This is a genomic window from Vibrio sp. Vb1554 (assembly GCF_033344235.1).
On the sequence record NZ_JAWPOJ010000024.1, the window covers coordinates 47400 to 68784 of the forward strand.

At 44.9% G+C, this 21385-nt stretch carries 19 protein-coding genes; 9 read left to right on the forward strand and 10 right to left on the reverse strand.

Annotation, left to right across the window (positions count from 1 at the left end; all coding sequences use genetic code 11):
• Positions 1 to 20 precede the first annotated feature (20 nt).
• The 7 genes from sfsA to panC all read left to right on the forward strand — a co-directional run bounded on the left by sfsA (position 21) and on the right by panC (position 5967).
• Positions 21 to 737 (forward strand): DNA/RNA nuclease SfsA, encoded by a 717-nt coding sequence (gene sfsA, locus R8N28_RS18030; protein WP_017635909.1) that lies wholly within the window; start codon positions 21 to 23, stop codon positions 735 to 737.
• Between the two features lie 136 nt (positions 738 to 873).
• Positions 874 to 1320 carry an RNA polymerase-binding protein DksA gene (dksA, locus tag R8N28_RS18035; protein WP_005386584.1) on the forward strand — a complete coding sequence of 149 codons (447 nt, stop codon included), beginning with the start codon at positions 874 to 876 and terminating at the stop codon, positions 1318 to 1320.
• 95 nt (positions 1321 to 1415) lie between these two features.
• Entirely contained in the window at positions 1416 to 2279 is an 864-nt protein-coding gene (gluQRS, locus tag R8N28_RS18040) for a tRNA glutamyl-Q(34) synthetase GluQRS (RefSeq protein ID WP_047102653.1), read from the forward strand.
• Between the two features lie 102 nt (positions 2280 to 2381).
• A complete protein-coding gene (gene pcnB, locus R8N28_RS18045; RefSeq protein ID WP_005386589.1) occupies positions 2382 to 3749 on the forward strand; it encodes a polynucleotide adenylyltransferase PcnB in 1368 nt (455 codons plus the stop codon).
• A complete protein-coding gene (folK, locus tag R8N28_RS18050; RefSeq protein ID WP_017635910.1) occupies positions 3746 to 4231 on the forward strand; it encodes a 2-amino-4-hydroxy-6-hydroxymethyldihydropteridine diphosphokinase in 486 nt (161 codons plus the stop codon). The genes pcnB and folK overlap by 4 nt, the downstream gene beginning before the upstream one ends.
• Positions 4232 to 4255: 24 nt before the next feature.
• Positions 4256 to 5050: a 3-methyl-2-oxobutanoate hydroxymethyltransferase gene (panB, locus tag R8N28_RS18055; RefSeq protein ID WP_005386592.1), complete on the forward strand. Its 795-nt coding sequence runs from the start codon at positions 4256 to 4258 to the stop codon at positions 5048 to 5050.
• Positions 5051 to 5061: 11 nt separating this feature from the next.
• The gene (panC, locus tag R8N28_RS18060) at positions 5062 to 5967 is read left to right on the forward strand and encodes a pantoate--beta-alanine ligase (protein ID WP_065274834.1); all 906 of its coding nucleotides are present in this window, start codon (positions 5062 to 5064) and stop codon (positions 5965 to 5967) included.
• A gap of 53 nt (positions 5968 to 6020) precedes the next feature.
• On the opposite strand, the gene R8N28_RS18065 is transcribed toward panC, so the two are convergent.
• The 4 genes from R8N28_RS18065 to R8N28_RS18080 all read right to left on the reverse strand — a co-directional run bounded on the left by R8N28_RS18065 (position 6021) and on the right by R8N28_RS18080 (position 10687).
• Positions 6021 to 6950, reverse strand: coding sequence for a Kdo(2)-lipid IV(A) acyltransferase (locus tag R8N28_RS18065; protein ID WP_053304122.1), 930 nt, complete (start codon positions 6948 to 6950; stop codon positions 6021 to 6023).
• Between the two features lie 127 nt (positions 6951 to 7077).
• Positions 7078 to 7848: an ABC transporter permease gene (locus tag R8N28_RS18070; RefSeq protein WP_065274835.1), complete on the reverse strand. Its 771-nt coding sequence runs from the start codon at positions 7846 to 7848 to the stop codon at positions 7078 to 7080.
• Positions 7849 to 8766: an ABC transporter ATP-binding protein gene (locus R8N28_RS18075; RefSeq protein ID WP_005380000.1), complete on the reverse strand. Its 918-nt coding sequence runs from the start codon at positions 8764 to 8766 to the stop codon at positions 7849 to 7851. It abuts the gene before it with no gap.
• Between the two features lie 250 nt (positions 8767 to 9016).
• Positions 9017 to 10687: a SulP family inorganic anion transporter gene (locus tag R8N28_RS18080; protein WP_065274836.1), complete on the reverse strand. Its 1671-nt coding sequence runs from the start codon at positions 10685 to 10687 to the stop codon at positions 9017 to 9019.
• A 281-nt stretch (positions 10688 to 10968) separates the two neighbouring features.
• On the opposite strand from R8N28_RS18080, the gene can reads away from it, so the two are divergent.
• Positions 10969 to 11637 (forward strand): carbonate dehydratase, encoded by a 669-nt coding sequence (can, locus tag R8N28_RS18085; RefSeq protein ID WP_005379996.1) that lies wholly within the window; start codon positions 10969 to 10971, stop codon positions 11635 to 11637.
• A 77-nt stretch (positions 11638 to 11714) separates the two neighbouring features.
• Here can and hpt read toward each other — a convergent pair whose 3' ends face one another.
• Complete coding sequence (gene hpt / locus R8N28_RS18090; protein WP_005379995.1) at positions 11715 to 12245, reverse strand: hypoxanthine phosphoribosyltransferase; 531 nt, start codon at positions 12243 to 12245, stop codon at positions 11715 to 11717.
• Between the two features lie 319 nt (positions 12246 to 12564).
• Here hpt and opaR point away from each other — a divergent pair, with 319 nt between their 5' ends.
• Positions 12565 to 13179, forward strand: coding sequence for a transcriptional regulator OpaR (gene opaR, locus R8N28_RS18095; protein ID WP_005379994.1), 615 nt, complete (start codon positions 12565 to 12567; stop codon positions 13177 to 13179).
• A 144-nt stretch (positions 13180 to 13323) separates the two neighbouring features.
• On the opposite strand, the gene lpdA is transcribed toward opaR, so the two are convergent.
• The 5 genes from lpdA to ampD all read right to left on the reverse strand — a co-directional run bounded on the left by lpdA (position 13324) and on the right by ampD (position 21361).
• Positions 13324 to 14751: a dihydrolipoyl dehydrogenase gene (gene lpdA, locus R8N28_RS18100; RefSeq protein WP_005379993.1), complete on the reverse strand. Its 1428-nt coding sequence runs from the start codon at positions 14749 to 14751 to the stop codon at positions 13324 to 13326.
• A gap of 267 nt (positions 14752 to 15018) precedes the next feature.
• On the reverse strand, positions 15019 to 16905 hold the full coding sequence (gene aceF, locus R8N28_RS18105; protein ID WP_065274837.1) for a pyruvate dehydrogenase complex dihydrolipoyllysine-residue acetyltransferase: 1887 nt from the start codon (positions 16903 to 16905) through the stop codon (positions 15019 to 15021).
• Positions 16906 to 16924: 19 nt separating this feature from the next.
• The gene (aceE, locus tag R8N28_RS18110; RefSeq protein WP_065274838.1) at positions 16925 to 19588 is read right to left on the reverse strand and encodes a pyruvate dehydrogenase (acetyl-transferring), homodimeric type; all 2664 of its coding nucleotides are present in this window, start codon (positions 19586 to 19588) and stop codon (positions 16925 to 16927) included.
• Positions 19589 to 19636: 48 nt separating this feature from the next.
• A complete protein-coding gene (pdhR, locus tag R8N28_RS18115; RefSeq protein WP_005379989.1) occupies positions 19637 to 20404 on the reverse strand; it encodes a pyruvate dehydrogenase complex transcriptional repressor PdhR in 768 nt (255 codons plus the stop codon).
• Between the two features lie 405 nt (positions 20405 to 20809).
• Positions 20810 to 21361, reverse strand: a complete 552-nt coding sequence (gene ampD / locus R8N28_RS18120; RefSeq protein ID WP_005379985.1) for a 1,6-anhydro-N-acetylmuramyl-L-alanine amidase AmpD — start codon at positions 21359 to 21361, stop codon at positions 20810 to 20812.
• Positions 21362 to 21385 lie beyond the last annotated feature (24 nt).

Consider the following 21385-nt stretch of genomic DNA (forward strand, 5'->3'; position numbering starts at 1 on the left):
TTTTTTGTCTAAATAAGCAAATGCATTTCACACCCGCTTTAGAGTCCGCCACTCTACTCAAACGTTATAAACGCTTTCTTGCCGATATCGAGCTCGATACTGGTGAAATCCGTACAATCCACTGCGCAAATACAGGTGCAATGACGGGTTGTGCTACGCCCGGAAACAAGGTTTGGTTTTCTACTTCCGACAACCCGAAACGAAAATACCCCAATAGTTGGGAGTTGAGTGAAACCGAACAAGGCCACCGTATTTGTATCAATACCGCGCGCGCCAATCAATTAGCCGTAGAGGCTATTGAAAATAATGTCATTTCAGAGCTTTGTGGTTATGACACACTTCAAACTGAGGTGAAATACGGCAATGAAAATAGCCGAATTGATATCTTGCTCAGCGCAGACGACAAGCCAAAGTGCTATATAGAAGTGAAAAGCGTCACTCTTCTTGATGAGACCGACTCTACTGGACAAGGATACTTCCCAGATGCGGTCACGACTCGGGGACAAAAACACCTGAGAGAGCTCACAGAAATGGCACAAAATGGAAGTAGAGCCATACTTTTATTCACTGTTTTACATTCAGGTATTGAAAAAGTATCCGCGGCGCACCATATAGACGCGAAATATTCACTATTACTCAAACAAGCACAAGACGCTGGAGTGGAAGTTCTCTGCTACAAAGCTGAACTGAGCGATACTGGAATGAAGCTGATTTCCGCTATTGATTTTATCAATTAAGAGAAAAAATGATGTCGTCTTCACATTGACGATAACTTTGCGATTCAGTATTTGCTTGCACCGCCTCTTTTTGCTATAGATACCCGCCTTAAATTGACTGCGTAGCAGTTGACTAGGTGTAAGTAGGAGATGCTGTATGCCAGAATCAAAGAAGAAAACGATAGGCATCCTAGCCATTGCCGGCGTGGAGCCATATCAGGAAAAACCTGGTGAAGAGTACATGTCACCAGAGCAGGTTGAACACTTTACGAAAATCTTAACAGCTTGGCGCGACCAGCTAAGAGCTGAAGTGGATCGTACTGTTCACCACATGCAGGACGAAGCAGCAAACTTCCCAGATCCAGTTGACCGCGCCTCTCAAGAGGAAGAGTTCAGCCTAGAACTGCGTAACCGTGACCGCGAACGCCGTTTGATCAAGAAGATTGAAAAGACTTTGGATAAAATCAAAGAAGACGATTTTGGCTTCTGTGAGTCTTGTGGCGTAGAGATTGGCGTTCGCCGTCTTGAAGCACGTCCAACCGCTGACCTTTGTATTGACTGTAAAACACTTGCAGAAATCAAAGAGAAGCAAATGCAAGGTTAATCACCCAGCATTATGATTGTTGAAGGGAGCTCAGGCTCCCTTTTTGTTTTGGCTATCTTCGCACCCTATTTGTTTACTAAATTCGAGATACACGCATGACACGCTATGTAGGTCGATTCGCCCCATCTCCTTCTGGTCCACTGCATTTTGGTTCACTGATTGCCGCTCTTGGCAGTTATTTTCAAGCGAAAGCACAAAACGGAGCTTGGTTAGTACGTATTGAGGACTTAGACCCACCAAGAGAAATGCCAGGTGCAGCGCAACTTATCCTAGAGGCACTCAAGGCCTATCAGCTGCATTGGGATGGAGAAGTGGTATACCAGAGCGAACGTCACGACCTTTACCAAGCTCAAATAAACAAATGGCTCGAAAATGGAGAAGCCTATTATTGCCAATGTACTCGTAAGCAAATTAAAGAGCATGGCGGTTTTTATCCTGGCACTTGCCGCGATAAAAACTTGAAAGACGGCGCGATTCGCCTAAAAATGACCAAGCCTGTCGCTCATTTCCTCGACCAAAAGCAGGGAACCATTACGATTCCAGAGCAACTCGTTAATGAAGATTTCATTATTAAACGTCGAGATGGATTATTTGCTTATAATCTTGCGGTAGTATTGGACGACATCGACCAAGGCGTCACAGAAGTCGTGCGAGGTGCAGACTTAATCGAGCCGACAGGGCGTCAAATTAGCCTGTACCAAATACTTGGTCAGCCTGAAGTTAGCTACTTGCATTTACCATTGGCGATGGACAACAACGGCAATAAATTGTCGAAACAAAATCACGCGACGGCTATTGATATAGATACACCAAAACCTACTCTATTGCGCGCCATGACATTTTTAGGTTTCGAGATACCTGAAACCGTAAGGGCGGCCAACATAGAAGATATTCTTCGTTGGGGCTGCGAAAACTGGCGGTTGGAACAGCTTCCAGCAGAGATCGAGATCACACCGTGATTCTCAAATGGCATTGTGTAGGCTATCATTAGCCGCAAATTAGGCCCTAGAGGCGTATAAAACTAACCAAAGCAAGATTGGATTAAACCCAGTTATTGCCAGATGCACATGAATACAAACGACTATACACCAAGCGAACCTGCCACAATTCCAGAGCTCGCTCTCAATGTAATAACTCGTGAAGAGCACAACATTTCGCGTAAGCAGATCAGTGATAATGCGCTGAAGGTACTGTACCGCCTAAATGGTGCTGGTTTCGATGCTTTTCTTGTGGGTGGCGGGGTTCGAGACTTACTGCTTGGACAAAAACCAAAAGATTTTGACATTGCGACCAACGCAACGCCGGAACAGATCAAACAGCTATTTCGTAACTGCCGTTTGATTGGTCGCCGCTTCCGCTTGGCTCATATTATGTTTGGCCGAGACATCATTGAGGTTGCGACATTCCGTGGTCACCACCAAGAGCAAAAGAATAAGAGCATTTCTCAGCAATCAAAAGAGGGTATGCTGCTGCGTGACAACGTCTACGGCACCATCGATGAAGATGCTGAGCGCCGTGATTTCACGATTAACTCGATGTACTACAACATCGCAGATTACTCGATTCACGACTACGCACGTGGTATTGAAGATTTAGAAGATCGCCTAATTCGACTGATTGGTGATCCAGAAACACGCTACCGTGAAGACCCTGTGCGCATGCTGCGTGCGGTTCGTTTCGCGGTAAAACTAGACTTCGATATTGAAGAAGACACCGCAGCGCCAATCGAACACATGGCACCGTTGCTCGGTGACATTCCGTCAGCGCGTCTTTTTGAAGAGTCACTCAAATTATTGCAATCCGGTCATGGCTTAGAAACCTACCACCTACTGCGTGAGTACAACCTATTCCAGCAACTATTCCCGACGATTGCAGCGCACTTTACAGAAGATTACTCCTCTCACACTGAGCAGATGTTGGATCTTGTCCTAGATTCTACCGACATGCGCATCGAAGATGGGAAACGCATCAATCCAGCATTTATGTTTGCTGCAATGCTGTGGTACCCACTGTGTGCGAAAGCCGATGAACTGATGGAAGAGCGCAACTTAGGCCATTACGACGCCATTATGGAAGCGAGCAACATCATTCTTGACGAGCAAGTTCGCACAATTGCCATTCCAAGACGCCACACCGCAACCATTCGCGAGATTTGGCAGTTACAGCTTCGTCTTCCACGACGTAACGGTAAACGTGCATTCCGTCTTATGGAGCTCAATAAATTTAGAGCTGGCTTTGATTTTCTTGAAATGCGCGGTGAAATTGAAGGTGGTGACACTCAGAAGCTTGCCAAGTGGTGGGAAACTTTTCAAAATGCAGGCCGAGAAATGCGTCAAGCAATGGCTGCCGACTTAGACGGTCAATCACCGAAAACAGGCCAGCGCCGCCGTAAAACTTATCGCAAGAAAAAGAGTAAGCCCAAATCATGATTACAGCGTACATTGCGGTAGGCAGTAACTTGGCTGATCCTGTCAGCCAAGCAAAGCAAGCGATTGAAGCATTAAAAACGCTGCCTAAATCAGAGTTTGTTCAAGCTTCTTCGCTATACAGCAGCACGCCAATGGGGCCACAAAACCAACCGGATTACATCAATGCGGTTGTGTCTATTAACACCAGTTTGACGCCTATTGAATTGCTCAATTGCACACAAGCTATAGAGCAAGAACAAGGGCGTGTCCGTAAAGACGAACGCTGGGGACCAAGAACCTTGGACCTCGACATTGTGCTTTATGGCAATGAGGTGATTAATTCCGAGAGGCTGATCGTTCCTCATTATGGAATGAAAGAGCGTGAATTCGTACTCTACCCTCTTGCGGAAATTGCACCAAGTTTACAACTCCCTGATGGGACCGAGGTCTCTGAACTACTGGAACAAGTAGATAGAAACGGCCTCAGTATCTGGCAGTCATAGCCAACTCCTAGTAAGGATAAAACCATGAAAAAAATGACCATCAACGACCTAATCAAGTGGAAGCAAGAAGGTCGTAAATTTGCTACTTCAACCGCTTATGATGCGAGCTTTGCCCAACTGTTTGAAAGCCAAGAAATGCCAGTACTTCTTGTTGGTGATTCTCTAGGTATGGTTTTGCAAGGTCACAACGATACTCTGCCAGTAACGGTCGATGATATCGCTTACCATACTCGTTGCGTACGTGCTGGTAGCCCAAATTGTTTGTTGATGGCAGACATGCCATTCATGAGCTACACCACGCCAGAGCAAGCTTGCGAAAATGCGGCTAAACTGATGCGTGCTGGTGCCAATATGGTAAAAATTGAAGGTGGTGACTGGCTTGTCGACACGGTGAAAATGCTCACTGAACGATCAGTTCCAGTTTGTGCTCATCTTGGTTTAACTCCTCAAGCTGTTAATATTTTTGGTGGTTACAAAATCCAAGGTCGCGATCAAGAAAAAGCAGACCGCATGGTAAAAGACGCATTAGCGCTGCAAGAAGCAGGCGCTCAAATCGTCTTACTAGAATGCGTACCAGCTGAGCTTGCTGAACGTATTACGCAAGTGCTTGACGTTCCTGTTATCGGTATTGGTGCAGGTAACGTAACAGATGGTCAAATTCTCGTAATGCATGATATGTTTGGTATTTCTGCCAACTACATGCCGAAATTCTCCAAAAACTTTCTTGCTGAAACAGGTGATATGCGCAAAGCCGTTACTAAATACATTGAAGATGTAGCCAACGGTGTATTCCCAGACGACGCTCATACCATTGCCTAGAGGATAAATGCATGCAAACTTTTGCGGAAATCTCAGCAGTTCGTGAACACCTTAAAACCTTTAAACGTGAAGGTCGTAAAGTGGCGTTTGTCCCTACCATGGGCAACCTTCACGAAGGCCACTTAACTTTAGTGCGTAAAGCACGCGAATACGCTGATATCGTTGTCGTAAGCATCTTTGTTAATCCGATGCAGTTTGATCGTGCTGACGATTTAAATAATTACCCACGCACGCTAGAGGAAGACTTAAGCAAGTTAACCTCTGAAGGGGTCGATGTGGTATTTACGCCAACACCAGAAGTTATCTACCCAGAAGGTCTGGATAAGCAAACCTTCGTCGATGTCCCTGGCCTATCAACAATTCTCGAAGGCGCGTCTCGACCAGGTCATTTCCGTGGCGTGACGACGATTGTGAATAAGCTGTTTAACATCGTACAACCGGATGTCGCGTGCTTCGGCGAGAAGGACTTCCAACAACTTGCTGTTATCCGCAAGATGGTTGATGACCTAGCAATGGACATTGAAATCATCGGTGTACCAACCGTACGTGAAATGGACGGTTTAGCAATGAGTTCACGCAATGGCTTGCTTACGCTGGACGAGCGTCAACGTGCTCCTGTACTTGCTCGTACAATGCGTTGGATCAGTAGTGCCATTCGCGGTGGCCGCGATGACTACGCATCGATCATCGAAGATGCAAGCGACCAACTTCGAGCTGCAGGTCTGCACCCTGATGAGATCTTCATTCGTGATGCTCGTACATTACAAGTGATCACACCAGAAACGACACAAGCTGTTATTCTGATGTCTGCGTTCCTAGGCAAAGCTCGTCTTATCGATAACCAAACGGTAGATATGGTTGTCGAAACGAAGGAAGAAGCTGAATCTAACAATACAAACTCAGAGAACGCAGAGTAAGCTCTGAGCCATAAAAGTAAAAAGGTCGACTCTTAGTCGACCTTTTTTATACTCTACGTATAGACGCAATCTAACCCTTCAGGGCGAGTTTTAAACCGCTTGTGCAGCCACATCCACGCTGGAATATCACGTTTTATCATTTTCTCAAGCTCTTGGTTCAAGATGCTTGCCGCTTTAACCGCATTACGTCTCTCGAAACGCTCGCTAATGTCTTTTCCAATGTACAGCGTGTAATGGTGATTTTTACTCACTGTAACGCCAGATATAACCGCGCACTTTGTTGCATCAATGAGAACACTAGACCCGACGGTACTCGCCGCTTGTTCAACAGCAAAAAACGGCGCAAAAACAGAATGGCTAACGCCATAATCATGGTCGGGCAAATACCAAAGTCGATGACCATTCTTCAGAACTTTGAGCATTGATTTCACGTCTTTTCGATCAATCATTTGATGTCCAAAACGAGTTCGACCTCGATGTTGAATAAACTCATAAGCAGGATTCGAATTTGGGCGATAAACGCCATAACCTTGGGCAAACTGGCTAAAAATACGAGCGGTTATCTCCAAGTTTAAATGGTGACTGCACACCACCAACACACCACGTCCATTCTTTTCCTCAGCGAGTAAACGATCTTTTCCAACAATAGAGGTTATCCGACGTATCCGCCAATCTGGCCAAAACCAAGCGATACCGGTTTCGATGATAGCCATTCCAGTATATTGAAAGTTTTTTCGTACTACGTCCTTACATTGCCAATCCGTAAAATCAGGGAAACACAGCTGGAGATTACGCAGAGCGATCTTGTGTCGGCGCTTCATTACATGCATCGCAATACAGCCGATGCTTCTACCTAAGATTCGCAATACTACGTATGGCAGTACATTAACAAGAATCGCTAAAGATCCAAATGCCAGCCATACAGACCAATATTTGGGCTTAAGTAACTGATAGGAGAAAGGCGGCGGCGGGACAATATTCATAGGATCACTCATTTATTACAAATGATTGAAACCTACCATGATAAAAACCGAAAAATTGTATGGGTATGTATTGTTATGCACGCGAAAGAGCAGCGTGAATCGCCGCTCTTTGCTTTATGAGAATGGCTTAGCTTCTTAGCCCAATCCCTTTGGTTACTAGATAATGCGCAATGACATACAGTGCAACAACAAACACTGCAAGTACACTAAATGAAGTGACAATGCCCACATCCGAGACACCTAAAAAGCCGTAGCGGAACGCATTCACCATGTAGACGATTGGGTTGATCTTAGAAACGCCTTGCCAAAATTCAGGCAGCAGACTGATCGAATAAAAGACTCCTCCCAAGTAAGTTAAAGGAGTCAATACAAACGTAGGGATGATCGAAATATCATCAAACGTTTTTGCGTAAACCGCATTGATCAAGCCACCGAGAGCAAATACAACCGACGTCATGAAGACAGTCGCGACAATAATGCCCCAGTGCTCCACTTGCAAATCAACGAACAAAAGTGACACACAAGTAACAATTGCACCGACCAACAAACCTCGAGTCACGCCGCCCATCACATAGCCAGCAATAATCACATAGTTTGGTACCGGTGCCACCAGCAGTTCTTCAATATTCTTCTGTAGCTTTGCACTAAAGAATGACGACGCCACGTTCGAGTATGAGTTAGTGATCACCGACATCATGATCAAACCTGGAACAATGTACTCCATGTAACTAAAGCCGCTCATCTCACCAATTCGAGAGCCAATAAGATTGCCGAAAATGATGAAGTACAACGTCATCGTAATGGCTGGCGGCACTAAGGTTTGCACCCAAATACGTGTAAAACGAGTGACTTCTTTGCTCAGCAAGCTGCGAAATGCCGTCCAATATAAACCGTACATTTAATTACTCCCCTCTCTTACAATGCTGACAAACAACTCTTCAAGTCGGTTGGCTTTGTTACGCATTGAGAGAACTTTAATGCCATGCTCTGTTAACTGACTGAATACCGAATTCAATCCTTGGCTCTTATCTAGTTCTATCTCTAAAGAGCCATCAACAATACTTTGTCGATTAACACCTTCAAGCTCAGGCACCTCGACTTCTGACTCAATATCCAAGATAAATGTCTCGACGCTTAGCTTACCTAGTAACGCCTTCATGGTGGTATTTTCAATCAGCTCACCACGATTAATAATGCCGATATTTCGACACAGCATCTCCGCTTCTTCTAGGTAGTGTGTCGTTAAAATAATCGTAATTCCTTGCTCTTGGTTGATCTCTTTCAGAAACCCCCACATTGAGCGGCGTAGTTCAATATCCACTCCAGCCGTTGGTTCATCTAAAATGAGTAATTGCGGCTCGTGCATCAAAGCTCTTGCGATCATTAAACGACGCTTCATCCCACCGGATAGGTTACGAGCACGCTCTTGGCGTTTTTCCCATAAATCCAATTTTTTCAGGTATTTTTCTGCTCTTTCTTTGGCTAATACTTTAGACACACCGTAATAGCCAGCTTGCTGCATCACAATTTGCTCAACGGTTTCAAACTGGTTGAAGTTGAACTCCTGTGGCACCAAGCCTAAATTCTGCTTGGCCAATTCGAGGTCGGTATCAATGTCATAACCGAAAACTTTCGTCGTTCCGGAGGTTTTATTCACTAAGGAGGAAATGATGCCAATCGTGGTCGATTTTCCTGCACCATTGGGACCCAGAAGCGCGTAGAAGTCACCCTTTTTCACTTGGAGACTTATACCTTTTAACGCCTCAAAGCCACCTGCATACGTCTTGCGCAATTGTTCAATTTCTAATGCGTACATAAGGTCTTGATTGCCGTTTGTTTGTGATTACTAATACCGACTCATATTTAGCAGCGGTTTACTACAAAATCGCCTTGGGTATCGTACTGGAGGTCCATCAGTTTATCGTTGAATAACGATGATTACAAATAAACCTTTCGATAATATTGGAAATATAACCCTTACCTCGTAAAGGTTATCTCTAAGTAAGACAAAATAGAGCATAAAAAAACGCAACAGGAAACTGTTGCGTTTTTAACTGTCAGAATGATTACGCCGTTATGCGCTGATACTGGTCTGCCTCAACATGTGCCGCCGCCGCATTCAATGCTTCGTAACGGAATTGGTACATATTTTCATCCGGGACAAGGTCAATCACATGGAATTTCTCTAGCTGTTCTCGTGTTCGCTCATTCGGGCATAATAAATACACGGCACAATTGGCATCGAGAGCATCCTTAATCGCATTCTCTAACGCCAAACCGACGGTTACATCAATCATTGGTACATCCGTAAGATCGAGAATCATCACGTCATAGTCCGAAATACTAGAGTGCTGACGTGAAATGGCTTTAGAAACACTAAAGATCATCGGACCGGAAAGATAAAAGAACAGCACTTTACCATTAGCACGATCCAACAAACCACGCTCGCTGTCAGTCAGCGGCACATCATCTTCATCCGCGTCGCTGATCGCTTTTACTTGTCGCGCCTGCTCTCGGCTCAAACGCTCGATGATGATAATGTTCGAGATAAAGACGCCTAAACCCACCGCAACGATAAGATCAACGAATACTGTAAGCAACATAACGCCATACATCACCGCCATTCCGGAAAAGCTTACCTTATGTGCCCTCTGAATAAAGCTCCAGTCTAGGATGTTAAAGCCAACATACACCGCAATGCCTGCTAACACAGCCATCGGGATTGGCTCTGTTAATCCGCCAGCAACCAGTACAACCAACGCCAACATTAGTGCACGAATCACACCAGATAATGGCGAACGAGCCCCAACTTGGATATTCGTTACCGTCCCCATGGTAGCCCCCGCCCCCGGCAGCGCACCAAACAAGCCTGAGATCATGTTAGCTAACCCTTGACCTCGCAGCTCTTTATCTGAGTCGTGTTCTTTACGAGTTAATGAGTCACCGATAACCGCCGTTAACAAAGTATCAATACAACCTAATGTGCCGAGCACTAATGCATCAATGACCATCTCGACAAACATATCTGTGTCAATATAAGGGGCGACGAGAGAAGGTAACCCAGCAGGAATTTCACCGATACGACGAATATCTTCTGTATCAAAGAGAATCACAGACAATAAAGTCACCGCGACCAATGCCACGAGCTGTGCAGGAACGTATTTACGATATTGCTTAGGGAAGAAAAAAAGAATCCCCAAAGTCAGTAGTCCCAAAAACAACTCACTGAACTTAAGGTTAGAAATGGTCTCCGGCAAAGCAGATAACGTTCCGAGTACTCCCCCTGAAGGCGCAGCATGCCCCATCAAAGGCGATAACTGTAGAATGATAAGAATCACACCAATGCCAGACATAAACCCGGAAATAACGCTGTAAGGCATCAAGGTAACGTATTTACCCAGTTTTAACGTCCCCAATAGGATTTGGAACGCGCCAGCCATCATGACAATCGTGAAAGTCATAGCCATGCCCGTTTCTGGGTATTTCGCCATCATACTGGTTAATACTGCGGTCATGATTACCGTCATTGGCCCTGTCGGTTCTGATATTAACGTATTAGAACCACCAAATAACGAGGCAAACAAACCGACCATTATTGCCCCCCAAAGGCCGGCCTCAGCACCGGCTCCGGATGCAACACCAAACGCTAACGCCAGAGGGAGAGAGATAATCGCCGTGGTTACCCCGCCAAATACATCCCCTTTGAAATTGATATCTTCAAAACGACTACCGAACACTGCTGATTTTCCCTGCATTCAATTTTAAAAAGTAAAATATCACTACTTTAACGAGCTAGGCGAAAATTTAAACCATAAATAGATTAAGGCTAAATTCACACCACAAATAGTTTCACCAGATTTTACTTTTTTCTTAATGAAAACTAGTCAGATGAGTCCTATCTGACGAATATTTAACGAGATCGAAATTGTAACATTGTGTATAGTTACAACACTGATCGCTTGCATGTGCACACAAACAGCGGCAGCGATTTTGTCTTTTAAGGGAAGTAGTTTGCAAAATGCCGGAAATAAAACAGTTATTTGAAAACAATTCGAAATGGTCTCAAGAGATCAAATCTGATCGACCTGAATACTTCGCAAAACTCGCTGAGGGGCAAAAGCCTGATTTTCTTTGGATTGGCTGCTCTGATAGCCGCGTTCCTGCCGAGCGACTAACCGGGCTATACTCAGGTGAGCTCTTTGTTCATCGGAATGTTGCAAACCAAGTTATCCATACTGATCTCAACTGTCTATCGGTCGTCCAGTACGCTGTAGACGTTCTTAAGGTTAAACACATCATTGTCTGTGGACACTATGGATGTGGTGGCGTAAACGCAGCCATTGATAACCCTAAGCTAGGTCTTATTAATAATTGGCTGTTACATATCAGAGATATCTATTTCAAACACCGCACTTACCTAGATCAAATGCCGCAACAAGATCGAGCGGATAAACTAGGCGAGCTTAATGTTGCAGAGCAAGTGTACAACTTGGGTAACTCAACCATCCTGCAAAACGCTTGGGAGCGTGGGCAAGATGTTGAAATTCATGGTGTGGTATACGGAATTGAAGATGGTCGCTTAGAGTACTTAGGCATTCGTTCTAACTCTAAGGAAACCGTAGAAGCGTCTTACCAGAAAGCTCTTTCGACGATTCTAAATACAGACAACAAGCTGCTTTGTCGCTAAGTCATACCTAAAAACTGGACAAAAAACGCCCATCTTAGATGGGCGTTTTTTTATATTTTTAATGCTGAACTCAATGATTATTCTTGAGGTACAACTTTACCGATGTATGGTAAGTGGCGGTATTTCTGCGCGTAATCAATACCCACCCCAACGACAAATTCATCTGGAATTTCGAAACCAATCCAATCCACAGGAACATTCACTTCACGACGAGATGGCTTATCTAGGAGCGTACAAATCGCGATAGACTTCGGCTCACGTAGCGAAAGAATCTCACGGATTTTATTTAGTGTGTTACCAGTGTCAATGATGTCTTCAACAAGCAGAATGTCTTTACCTTTGATGTCATCATCCAAATCTTTCAAGATACGAACGTCACGTGAGCTTTCCATCGTATTGCCGTAGCTTGACGCAGTCATAAAATCAACTTGGTGAGTCAGTTCGATAGCACGTGCCAAGTCTGCCATAAATACAAATGAGCCACGCAATAAGCCTACCAACACAAGATCTTCACTACCTTGATAACGCTCTGTAATTTGTTTGCCTAATTCACGAACTCGCTCCTGAACTTCTTGCTCAGAAATCATGACTTCTATTGTATGTTTCATACTGTGCTCAATCTAAATTTGTGGGTTGAGGTAAGTCGCACGCAAACGATCACCTAATCTTACGGCGTGTAGTGTATCACCACGTTCATTGGGTTGAAAGTCGCATCCTGTTGCCAAAAAATCTTGGAAGAAGGTCTTAGTTTTATAAAGTTCATAGCTAAATTTATCAATAATAATGACATTACTGTATATAAATTGTTCTACAGATGTTGACCTTGTGCATATGCACCATTACACTCATCACTGCTTTAAGCAACTATTAAAATAATCAATTAGGGGGTTACCCCCAATATCAACTCAAATGGCAAGGAAAATGGATATGGACTCAATTGCAAAGAGACCTAGAACTAGGCTTTCTCCAATTAAGCGTAAGCAACAGTTAATGGAAATCGCATTGGAAGTATTTGCGCGCCGCGGCATCGGTCGTGGTGGTCACGCAGATATCGCAGAAATTGCTCAAGTTTCTGTAGCGACTGTTTTTAACTACTTCCCTACACGCGAAGACTTGGTGGATGAAGTTCTCAATCACGTCGTACGTCAGTTCTCAAACTTCCTATCGGATAACATAGACCTAGACTTACATGCACGTGAAAACATCGCCAATATTACTAATGCGATGATCGAGCTTGTCAGCCAAGACTGTCACTGGCTAAAAGTATGGTTCGAGTGGAGTGCTTCAACACGTGATGAAGTATGGCCATTGTTTGTTTCAACTAACCGTACTAACCAGTTGCTGGTACAAAACATGTTCATTAAAGCAATTGAACGCGGTGAGGTGTGTGACCAGCACGATTCAGAACACTTGGCAAACCTGTTCCACGGTATTTGTTACTCACTGTTTGTCCAAGCGAACCGCGCTAAAGGTGAAGCGGAACTGAAACATCTAGTGAATTCATACTTAGATATGCTTTGCATTTACAACCGTGAACACTAAAGCTTAACTAGTAATATATGTCAGCCCACCGTTTGGTGGGCTTTTTATTGTCTGCTGTCAACTAAGCACACATTTATATTCCTATGTAACAAGCATAAAAAACCGCTGCAATGCAGCGGCTTCTATCATTCAGTCAGAAAAAGCTTACTTCTTCTTAACTGCTTTTTTGTTTGGAAGGTCAGTGATTGAACCTTCAAATACTTCAGCAGCTAGACCTACAGACTCGTGTAGAGTTGGGTGAGCGTGGATAGTCAGAGCGATATCTTCTGCATCACAGCCCATCTCAATTGCAAGGCCGATTTCACCAAGTAGTTCACCACCGTTAGTACCAACAATAGCACCACCGATTACGCGGTGAGTTTCTTTGTCGAAGATTAGCTTAGTCATACCGTCTGCACAGTCAGATGCGATTGCACGACCTGATGCTGCCCATGGGAATGTTGCTACTTCGTACTTGATGCCTTCTTCTTTCGCTTCTTTTTCAGTCTTACCAACCCAAGCCACTTCTGGCTCAGTGTACGCAATTGAAGGGATAACTTTAGGGTCGAAGTAGTGCTTCTTACCAGAGATAACTTCAGCAGCTACGTGACCTTCATGCACACCTTTGTGAGCAAGCATTGGTTGACCAACGATATCACCGATCGCGAAGATGTGAGGAACGTTAGTACGCATTTGCTTATCAACGTTGATGAAGCCGCGCTCGTCAATTTCTAGACCCGCTTTTTCACCGTCGATTAGCTTACCATTTGGTACACGACCGATAGCAACTAGAACCGCATCGTAACGCTCAGCTTCAGCTGGCGCTTTCTTGCCTTCCATTGAAACGTAGATACCGTCTTCTTTTGCTTCAACTGCTGTTACTTTCGTTTCTAGCATTAGCTTGAACTTGTCTTTGATACGCTTAGTAAATACTTTCACGATATCTTTGTCTGCTGCAGGAATTACCTGGTCAAACATTTCAACAACTTCAACTTTAGAACCTAGAGAGTGGTAAACCGTACCCATTTCTAGACCGATGATACCACCGCCCATGATAAGCAGTTTTTCTGGCACTTCTTTTAGTTCTAGAGCGTCAGTAGAGTCCCAAATACGTGGGTCTTCATGCGGGATAAATGGCAGTTTGATTGGACGAGAACCAGCCGCAACGATTGCGTTGTCAAAGTTAACAACTGTTGGCTCACCTTCACCTTCTACAAGGATAGAGTTAGGGCCAGTGAACTTACCGTAACCGTTAACTACTGTTACGTTACGCATCTTAGCCATACCGCTTAGGCCGCCAGTTAGTTGGTTAACAACTTTTTCTTTCCAGATGCGGATTTTGCTGATGTCTGTTTGAGGCTCACCGAACACAACGCCGTGGTCAGCCATCGCTTTCGCTTCTTCAATTACTTTAGAAACGTGAAGCAGTGCTTTAGATGGGATACAACCCACGTTCAGACATACACCGCCAAGCGTGCTGTAACGTTCAACTAGTACAGTTTCAAGACCTAAGTCCGCACAACGGAATGCAGCGGAGTAACCAGCAGGACCAGAACCAAGTACAACAACTTGGGCTTTAATTTCTTTGCTCATTTTGACCTCTTGTAGTCATTATCCCTAACAGGCTGAGTGGGTATCGATTTTTTATGTTTAAGAGAGATTTGTTTTAAACAGTTATTTTCAGACCGCTAACAGTTTACAGAGATGTTAATGGTGTGAAAAGTAAATCAATTTAGCCTGTGAGCTAGACAACAATTCGATTGTGAAAACCCTGAACGAAGCAAGGCTGATAACCAAATTGTCGGTAATTATGATTAGCAGAGGCGGCTAAGTTGCCGCCTCTCATTCATCTAATTTCTATTACAGAACTAGACGACGAATGTCAGATAGACATGAGTTTAGGTAAGTGATGAAGCGCGCACCTTCAGCACCATCGATCACACGGTGGTCGTATGATAGAGACAGTGGAAGTTGTAGACGCGGTTCGAACTCTTTACCGTTCCATACCGGTTTCATTTCTGACTTAGACACACCTAGGATACCAACTTCTGGTGCGTTTACGATTGGAGTAAACGCTGTACCGCCGATACCGCCTAGGCTAGAGATAGTGAAACAGCCACCTTGCATGTCAGCCGCAGTTAGCTTACCAGCACGTGCTTTCTTAGAAACCGCCATTAGCTCTTCAGATAGCTCGTAGATGCCTTTCTTGTTCACGTCTTTAAATACAGGAACAACTAGACCGTTTGGTGTATCTACCGCGATACCAACATTCACGTATTTCTTCAGAATTAGGCTCTCACCGTCTTCTGATAGAGAAGAGTTGAACGCTGGGAACGCTTCAAGCGCTTTAGCTACCGCTTTCATGATGAACACAAGTGGTGTGATCTTCATGCCAGTGTCTTTCTTCGCTTCAATCGCGTTTTGCTCTTTACGGAATGCTTCAAGAGCCGTGATGTCTGCGTTATCCCACTGTGTAACGTGCGGGATCATTACCCAGTTACGGTGTAGGTTTGCGCCAGAGATCTTCTTAATGCGAGATAGCGGTTGAACTTCTGTCTCACCAAACTTGCTGAAGTCCACTTTTGGCCATGGTAGTAGACCAAGAGCCGCGCCGTCGCCTTTGCCAGATGCTGCTGCACCTGCGCCAGACTCAAGACGCTTAAGTGCATCTTTCACGTAAGCTTGAACGTCTTCTTTTAGGATACGGCTCTTACGACCAGAACCTTTAACCTTAGAAAGATTAACGCCAAATTCACGCGCTAGACGACGAACAACTGGAGACGCGTGAGCGTACTCATCGTTTTCTTTGAAATCGCCAGTCGCTGCTGGAGCTGCTGCCGCTGGAGCTTCTGCTTTAGGAGCTGGAGCTGCAGGTGCTGCCGCTTGAGCTGGAGCTGCTGCAGGAGCAGGTGCTGCGCCCGCCACTTCGAATACCATGATTAGTGAGCCAGTAGACACTTTGTCGCCAGCTGCAATCTTGATTTCTTTAACTGTGCCAGCGAATGGTGCAGGAACTTCCATAGAAGCTTTGTCACCTTCAACAGTGATTAGAGATTGCTCTTCTTCCACTGTGTCGCCAACCGCAACCATGATCTCAGTAACTTCAACTTCGTCGCCGCCGATATCTGGAACGTTCACTTCTTTTGCCGCAGACGCTGCTGGAGCTGCTGCCGCAGGAGCTTCAGCTGCCGCTGGTGCTGCTGGAGCGCCTGAACCTGCTGTTTCGAATACCATGATAAGTGAGCCAGTCGATACTTTATCGCCTGTTGCAACTTTGATCTCTTTTAGAGTACCTGCGAATGGCGCTGGAACTTCCATAGAAGCTTTGTCGCCTTCAACAGTTAGAAGAGATTGCTCTTCTTCGATGCTGTCGCCAACGGCAACCATGATTTCAGTAACTTCTACTTCATCACCACCGATGTCTGGTACGTGAACTTCTTTTAGTTCTGCCGCTGCTGCTGGAGCTGGAGCCGCTGCTGGAGCCGCTTCTGCCGCAGGAGCAGCGTCAGCTGCACCCTCGGCTTCGAAAATCATGATTAGAGAACCAGTAGAAACCTTGTCACCTTCTGCAACTTTGATTTCTTTAACGATACCCGCTTGAGAAGCAGGAACTTCCATAGAAGCTTTATCGCCTTCAACTGTGATCAGAGATTGCTCTTCTTCAACCTTGTCGCCAACGCTTACAAGAATCTCAGTAACTTCAACCTCATCCGCACCGATGTCTGGTACATTAATTTCGATTGCCATTTCTTATCTACCTTCTTAATTAAGCGTATAGCGGGTTTGTTTTCTCTGTGTCGATGTCGAATTTCTTAATTGCTTCTGCAACTACAGATTTCTCAACTTCGCCACGTTTCGCTAGTTCAGTTAGCGCTGCTACTACTACGTAACCTGCGTTCACTTCGAAGTGACGACGTAGGTTTTCACGACTGTCTGAACGACCGAAGCCATCAGTACCAAGAACTTTGAAAGACTCAGCAGGAATGTATGCACGAACCTGCTCTGCGTAGTTCTTCATGTAGTCAGTTGCTGCGATAGCAGGTTCAGTACCCATTACTGTTTGGATGTAAGGTACTTTCGCTTCCGCTTCTGGGTGAAGCATGTTGAAACGCTCTGCATCTTGGCCATCGCGAGTTAGTTCGTTGAATGACGTTACCGAGTAAACATCAGAAGCAACACCGTAATCTTCGCTTAGGATTTGAGCTGCTTTACGTACTTCATTCATGATAGTACCAGAGCTCATTAGCTGAACTTTCGCTTTGTCGCCCGTGTAAGTTTCTAGCTTGTAGATACCTTTACGGATGCCTTCTTCAGCGCCTTCTGGCATTGCTGGCATTGTGTAGTTTTCGTTCATTAGCGTTAGGTAGTAGAACACGTTTTCTTGTTCTGGACCGTACATGCGACGGATACCGTCTTGCATGATTACTGCTACTTCGTACGCGAATGTTGGGTCGTAAGAAATACAGTTAGGAACCGTACCCGCCAAAATGTGCGAGTGGCCGTCTTCGTGCTGTAGACCTTCACCGTTCAACGTTGTACGACCCGCAGTTGCACCTAGTAGGAAACCACGTGCTTGTTGGTCACCAGCCATCCACGCCATGTCGCCAACACGTTGGAAGCCGAACATTGAGTAGTAGATGTAGAACGGGATCATTGGTAGGTCGTTTGTCGAGTATGAAGTCGCAGCAGCAACCCATGAAGACATAGCACCTAGCTCGTTGATACCTTCTTGTAGAACCTGACCTGAAGTCGCTTCTTTGTAGTAAGAAACAACGCCACGGTCTTCTGGTGTGTAAGTTTGACCGTGCGGGTTGTAGATACCGATTTGACGGAACAGACCTTCCATACCGAATGTACGTGCTTCGTCAGCAATGATAGGAACGATGTTCTTACCAATGTTCTTGTTCTTAAGTAGAACGTTTAGTGCACGTACGAATGCCATAGTAGAAGAGATATCACGCTTCTGTTCTTCTAGTAGTGGCTTGAATTCTTCTAGCTCAGGAACGATGAATTCTTGAGTGAATTTTGGTAGACGCTGTGGCGTGTAGCCGTGTAGCGCTTTACGACGAGCGTGTAGGTATTCGTACTCTTTTGAACCTTCTTCAAGTTTCAGGTACGGAAGTTCTTTCACTGCTTCGTCAGTTAGGATGTCTTGAAGACCTAGACGGTCACGTAGGTGTAGTACGTGAGTCATGTCCATCTTCTTAACTTGGTGCGCGATGTTCTTACCTTCAGCCGCTTCACCCATGCCGTAACCTTTAACAGTCTTAGCTAGGATTACTGTTGGACGACCTTTAGTTTCTGCCGCGTTTTTGTATGCCGCGTATAGCTTAGAAGACTCGTGACCACCACGCTTAAGTGCGAAGATTTCGTCATCAGTCATGTCAGCAACAAGTGCAGCTGTCTCTGGGTACTTACCAAAGAAGTGCTCACGTACGTACGCGCCATCTTTTGATTTGAATGTTTGGTAGTCGCCGTCGATCGTTTCATTCATAAGCTGTAGAAGCTTACCAGTCGTATCTTTAGCTAGTAGTGAATCCCAGTTGTTACCCCAGATTACCTTCACTACGTTCCAACCAGCACCTTTGAACAGACCTTCAAGTTCTTGAATGATCTTACCGTTACCCATTACAGGGCCATCTAGACGCTGTAGGTTACAGTTGATTAGGAAGCATAGGTTGTCTAGTTTCTCACGCGCAGCGAAAGAGATAGCACCACGTGATTCTGGCTCATCCATCTCACCGTCACCTAGGAACGCGTAAACGCGCTGCTCTGAAGTATCTTTAAGACCACGGCCTTCTAGGTACTTAAGGAAACGAGCTTGGTAGATAGAAGCGATTGGACCTAGGCCCATCGATACTGTCGGGAACTGCCAGAATTCAGGCATCAGTTTAGGGTGCGGGTATGAAGGAATACCTTTTCCGTCTACTTCTTGACGGAAGTTGTCTAGCTGCTCTTCAGTTAGACGACCTTCAACGAATGCACGTGAGTAGATACCTGGTGAAATGTGACCTTGGTAGTAAACTAGGTCGCCACCATCCTTCTCGTTTGGCGCACGGAAGAAGTGGTTGAAACATGTCTCGTAGAACGCAGCAGAAGACTGGAAAGACGCCATGTGGCCGCCTAGCTCTAGGTCTTTCTTAGATGCACGTAGAACGATCATGATAGCGTTCCAACGAATAATTGAGCGAATACGACGCTCAAGTGTTGTGTCACCTGGGTATGCTGGTTCTTGGTCTGCAGGAATCGTGTTGATGTAGTTAGTTGTGATACCTGTTGGCATATCAACACCGTCTAGACGTGCTTTATCTAGAACTTGCTCTAATAGGAATTGAGCACGCTCTAGACCTTCTTCACGTACAACTGACTCAAGCGCTTGTAGCCATTCTTGAGTTTCCAGTGCATCTACGTCATGCTTCATATCAGACATGGCGATCTATCCTTCTGTTGGTTGGATCTACTTATTTAAGTAACGCTCTTACGAGTCATTACCCTGCTGAATTCGACGTAGAGAACGCTCTCGTCGAGACTCTTCTCGAGTCAAATCCAACAATGTTTCTTCGATGTAAGCCAAGTGCGAGTGGGACATTTCTCGCGCCTTTTCAGGCTGACCAGAAACAATCGCATCCACGATATTGGCTCGGTGTTTACTGACTTTCTCGACCGCTTCTGGGCGGCGACGTAGTAATTTAAAATTTTGTAGAATATTTTGCTCAAGCAAAGGCGCTAAGCTTCGAACAATGTGCAACAGAACCACGTTGTGCGCGGCTTCTGTCAAAGCGATCAAAAATTGCATCACTTCCGCAGATTCAGCTTCGATATCGTTGTTTGCTTGCTCTTGGCTAATGCGCTCAAGGCAACCTTGAATACGCGCAAAATCTTCTTCGGTACCACGTAAAGCTGCAAAGTAGGCTGAAATTCCTTCCATCGCATGACGAGACTCAAGCACATCAAGCTGGGTTTCAGAATGACTAGACAACAAATTCAACAAGGGATCTGAAAAGCTCTTCCAGATATTCTCACTTACGAATGTTCCGCCACCTTGGCGACGAGTCAACAAACGCTTCGCTTCCAAGCGTTGAATGGCTTCTCGGACTGAAGGACGAGACACATCGAACTGTTTTGCCAGTTCACGCTCTGGAGGCAGTTGTTGCCCCGGAGACAATGTTCCTTCCACTATCAACCTTTCTAACTCTTGTTCTATAACATCAGAGAGTTTTGGCTGACGAATCCTTTGATAAGCCATAATTTATTGTTCTTCTACTCTTGCAGGTAATTGGTAATACCAATTTTAAGTTGGTGCAGAAATTAACATAATTAAAACGCCACTGTCCAGCCGAAAATTGACCTAAATCATAGAACGAGCTTACTTCCAACACTCTGATAACAATCGACTGTTAAAACAGCAATAGAATTGGTATGACCAATTACATAAAGCATACAAATGGGAAGTCGACGTGCTAGCAGTTTTGGAAAAGAAATACAGAAAATGACAAAATTATCAGTCTATTTATTCACCAAAACGGCATGGGCGAGCGTAAAAATGTAGTTAACTTTTAACAATCATTAATATTTCTGGTATCAAAAAAAGGCATACCTGATCGTATGCCTTATTTATTTCGCTTTTTTGAATTTACACTTTCGCTACAAATCAACGCTGTATAAGCAGTCTATATTTCACCCAATCAAAGCTTAGACCAGGATCGCTTTTTCTCAAGGGCGCAATATATTGATGACCGGTAATTCGTGGCGGGGTGATTTGAGGATAAGACTGCATAATCACCTCAGTGATCTCTGCAAGTGATTGATATTGCGCTTCTGTGTAGGCAGTAAATTCTGTCCCTTCAAGCTCGATACCAATGGAATAGTCATTACAACGCTCCCTGCCCGCGAAACTGGATTGACCGGCATGCCATGCTCTATCGAGAAAAGAAACAAATTGAACAACCTCGCCGTTTCTCTTAATCAAGCAATGTGCAGAAACGCCCATTTTGTGAATAACTTCAAAAAATGGATGTTCATTTGGGTCTAGCTTGCCAGTGAAGAAGTCCTCTATATATGGTCCACCAAACTGCCCAGGAGGCAAACTGATGTTGTGTACCACCAGCAGAGAGATGTCGTTTGTATCAGAGCGAGCATCAAAAAATGGTGACGGAACATGCTTTGCCTGTGTCAGCCAGCCATTCTCGATAATTGGGCGCATATCAACCTCTCTACTTTGCAAATT

Excerpts from the sequence above, each read along its gene's own strand:
- sfsA (WP_017635909.1), top strand. The coding sequence starts at position 21 with ATGCATTTCACACCCGCTTTAGAGTCCGCCACTCTACTCAAACGTTAT.
- dksA (WP_005386584.1), top strand. The coding sequence starts at position 874 with ATGCCAGAATCAAAGAAGAAAACGATAGGCATCCTAGCCATTGCCGGC.
- gluQRS (WP_047102653.1), top strand. The coding sequence starts at position 1,416 with ATGACACGCTATGTAGGTCGATTCGCCCCATCTCCTTCTGGTCCACTG.
- pcnB (WP_005386589.1), top strand. The coding sequence starts at position 2,382 with ATGCACATGAATACAAACGACTATACACCAAGCGAACCTGCCACAATT.
- folK (WP_017635910.1), top strand. The coding sequence starts at position 3,746 with ATGATTACAGCGTACATTGCGGTAGGCAGTAACTTGGCTGATCCTGTC.
- panB (WP_005386592.1), top strand. The coding sequence starts at position 4,256 with ATGAAAAAAATGACCATCAACGACCTAATCAAGTGGAAGCAAGAAGGT.
- panC (WP_065274834.1), top strand. The coding sequence starts at position 5,062 with ATGCAAACTTTTGCGGAAATCTCAGCAGTTCGTGAACACCTTAAAACC.
- R8N28_RS18065 (WP_053304122.1), bottom strand. The coding sequence starts at position 6,950 with ATGAATATTGTCCCGCCGCCGCCTTTCTCCTATCAGTTACTTAAGCCC.
- R8N28_RS18070 (WP_065274835.1), bottom strand. The coding sequence starts at position 7,848 with ATGTACGGTTTATATTGGACGGCATTTCGCAGCTTGCTGAGCAAAGAA.
- R8N28_RS18075 (WP_005380000.1), bottom strand. The coding sequence starts at position 8,766 with ATGTACGCATTAGAAATTGAACAATTGCGCAAGACGTATGCAGGTGGC.
- can (WP_005379996.1), top strand. The coding sequence starts at position 10,969 with ATGCCGGAAATAAAACAGTTATTTGAAAACAATTCGAAATGGTCTCAA.
- hpt (WP_005379995.1), bottom strand. The coding sequence starts at position 12,245 with ATGAAACATACAATAGAAGTCATGATTTCTGAGCAAGAAGTTCAGGAG.
- opaR (WP_005379994.1), top strand. The coding sequence starts at position 12,565 with ATGGACTCAATTGCAAAGAGACCTAGAACTAGGCTTTCTCCAATTAAG.
- lpdA (WP_005379993.1), bottom strand. The coding sequence starts at position 14,751 with ATGAGCAAAGAAATTAAAGCCCAAGTTGTTGTACTTGGTTCTGGTCCT.
- aceF (WP_065274837.1), bottom strand. The coding sequence starts at position 16,905 with ATGGCAATCGAAATTAATGTACCAGACATCGGTGCGGATGAGGTTGAA.
- aceE (WP_065274838.1), bottom strand. The coding sequence starts at position 19,588 with ATGTCTGATATGAAGCATGACGTAGATGCACTGGAAACTCAAGAATGG.
- pdhR (WP_005379989.1), bottom strand. The coding sequence starts at position 20,404 with ATGGCTTATCAAAGGATTCGTCAGCCAAAACTCTCTGATGTTATAGAA.
- ampD (WP_005379985.1), bottom strand. The coding sequence starts at position 21,361 with ATGCGCCCAATTATCGAGAATGGCTGGCTGACACAGGCAAAGCATGTT.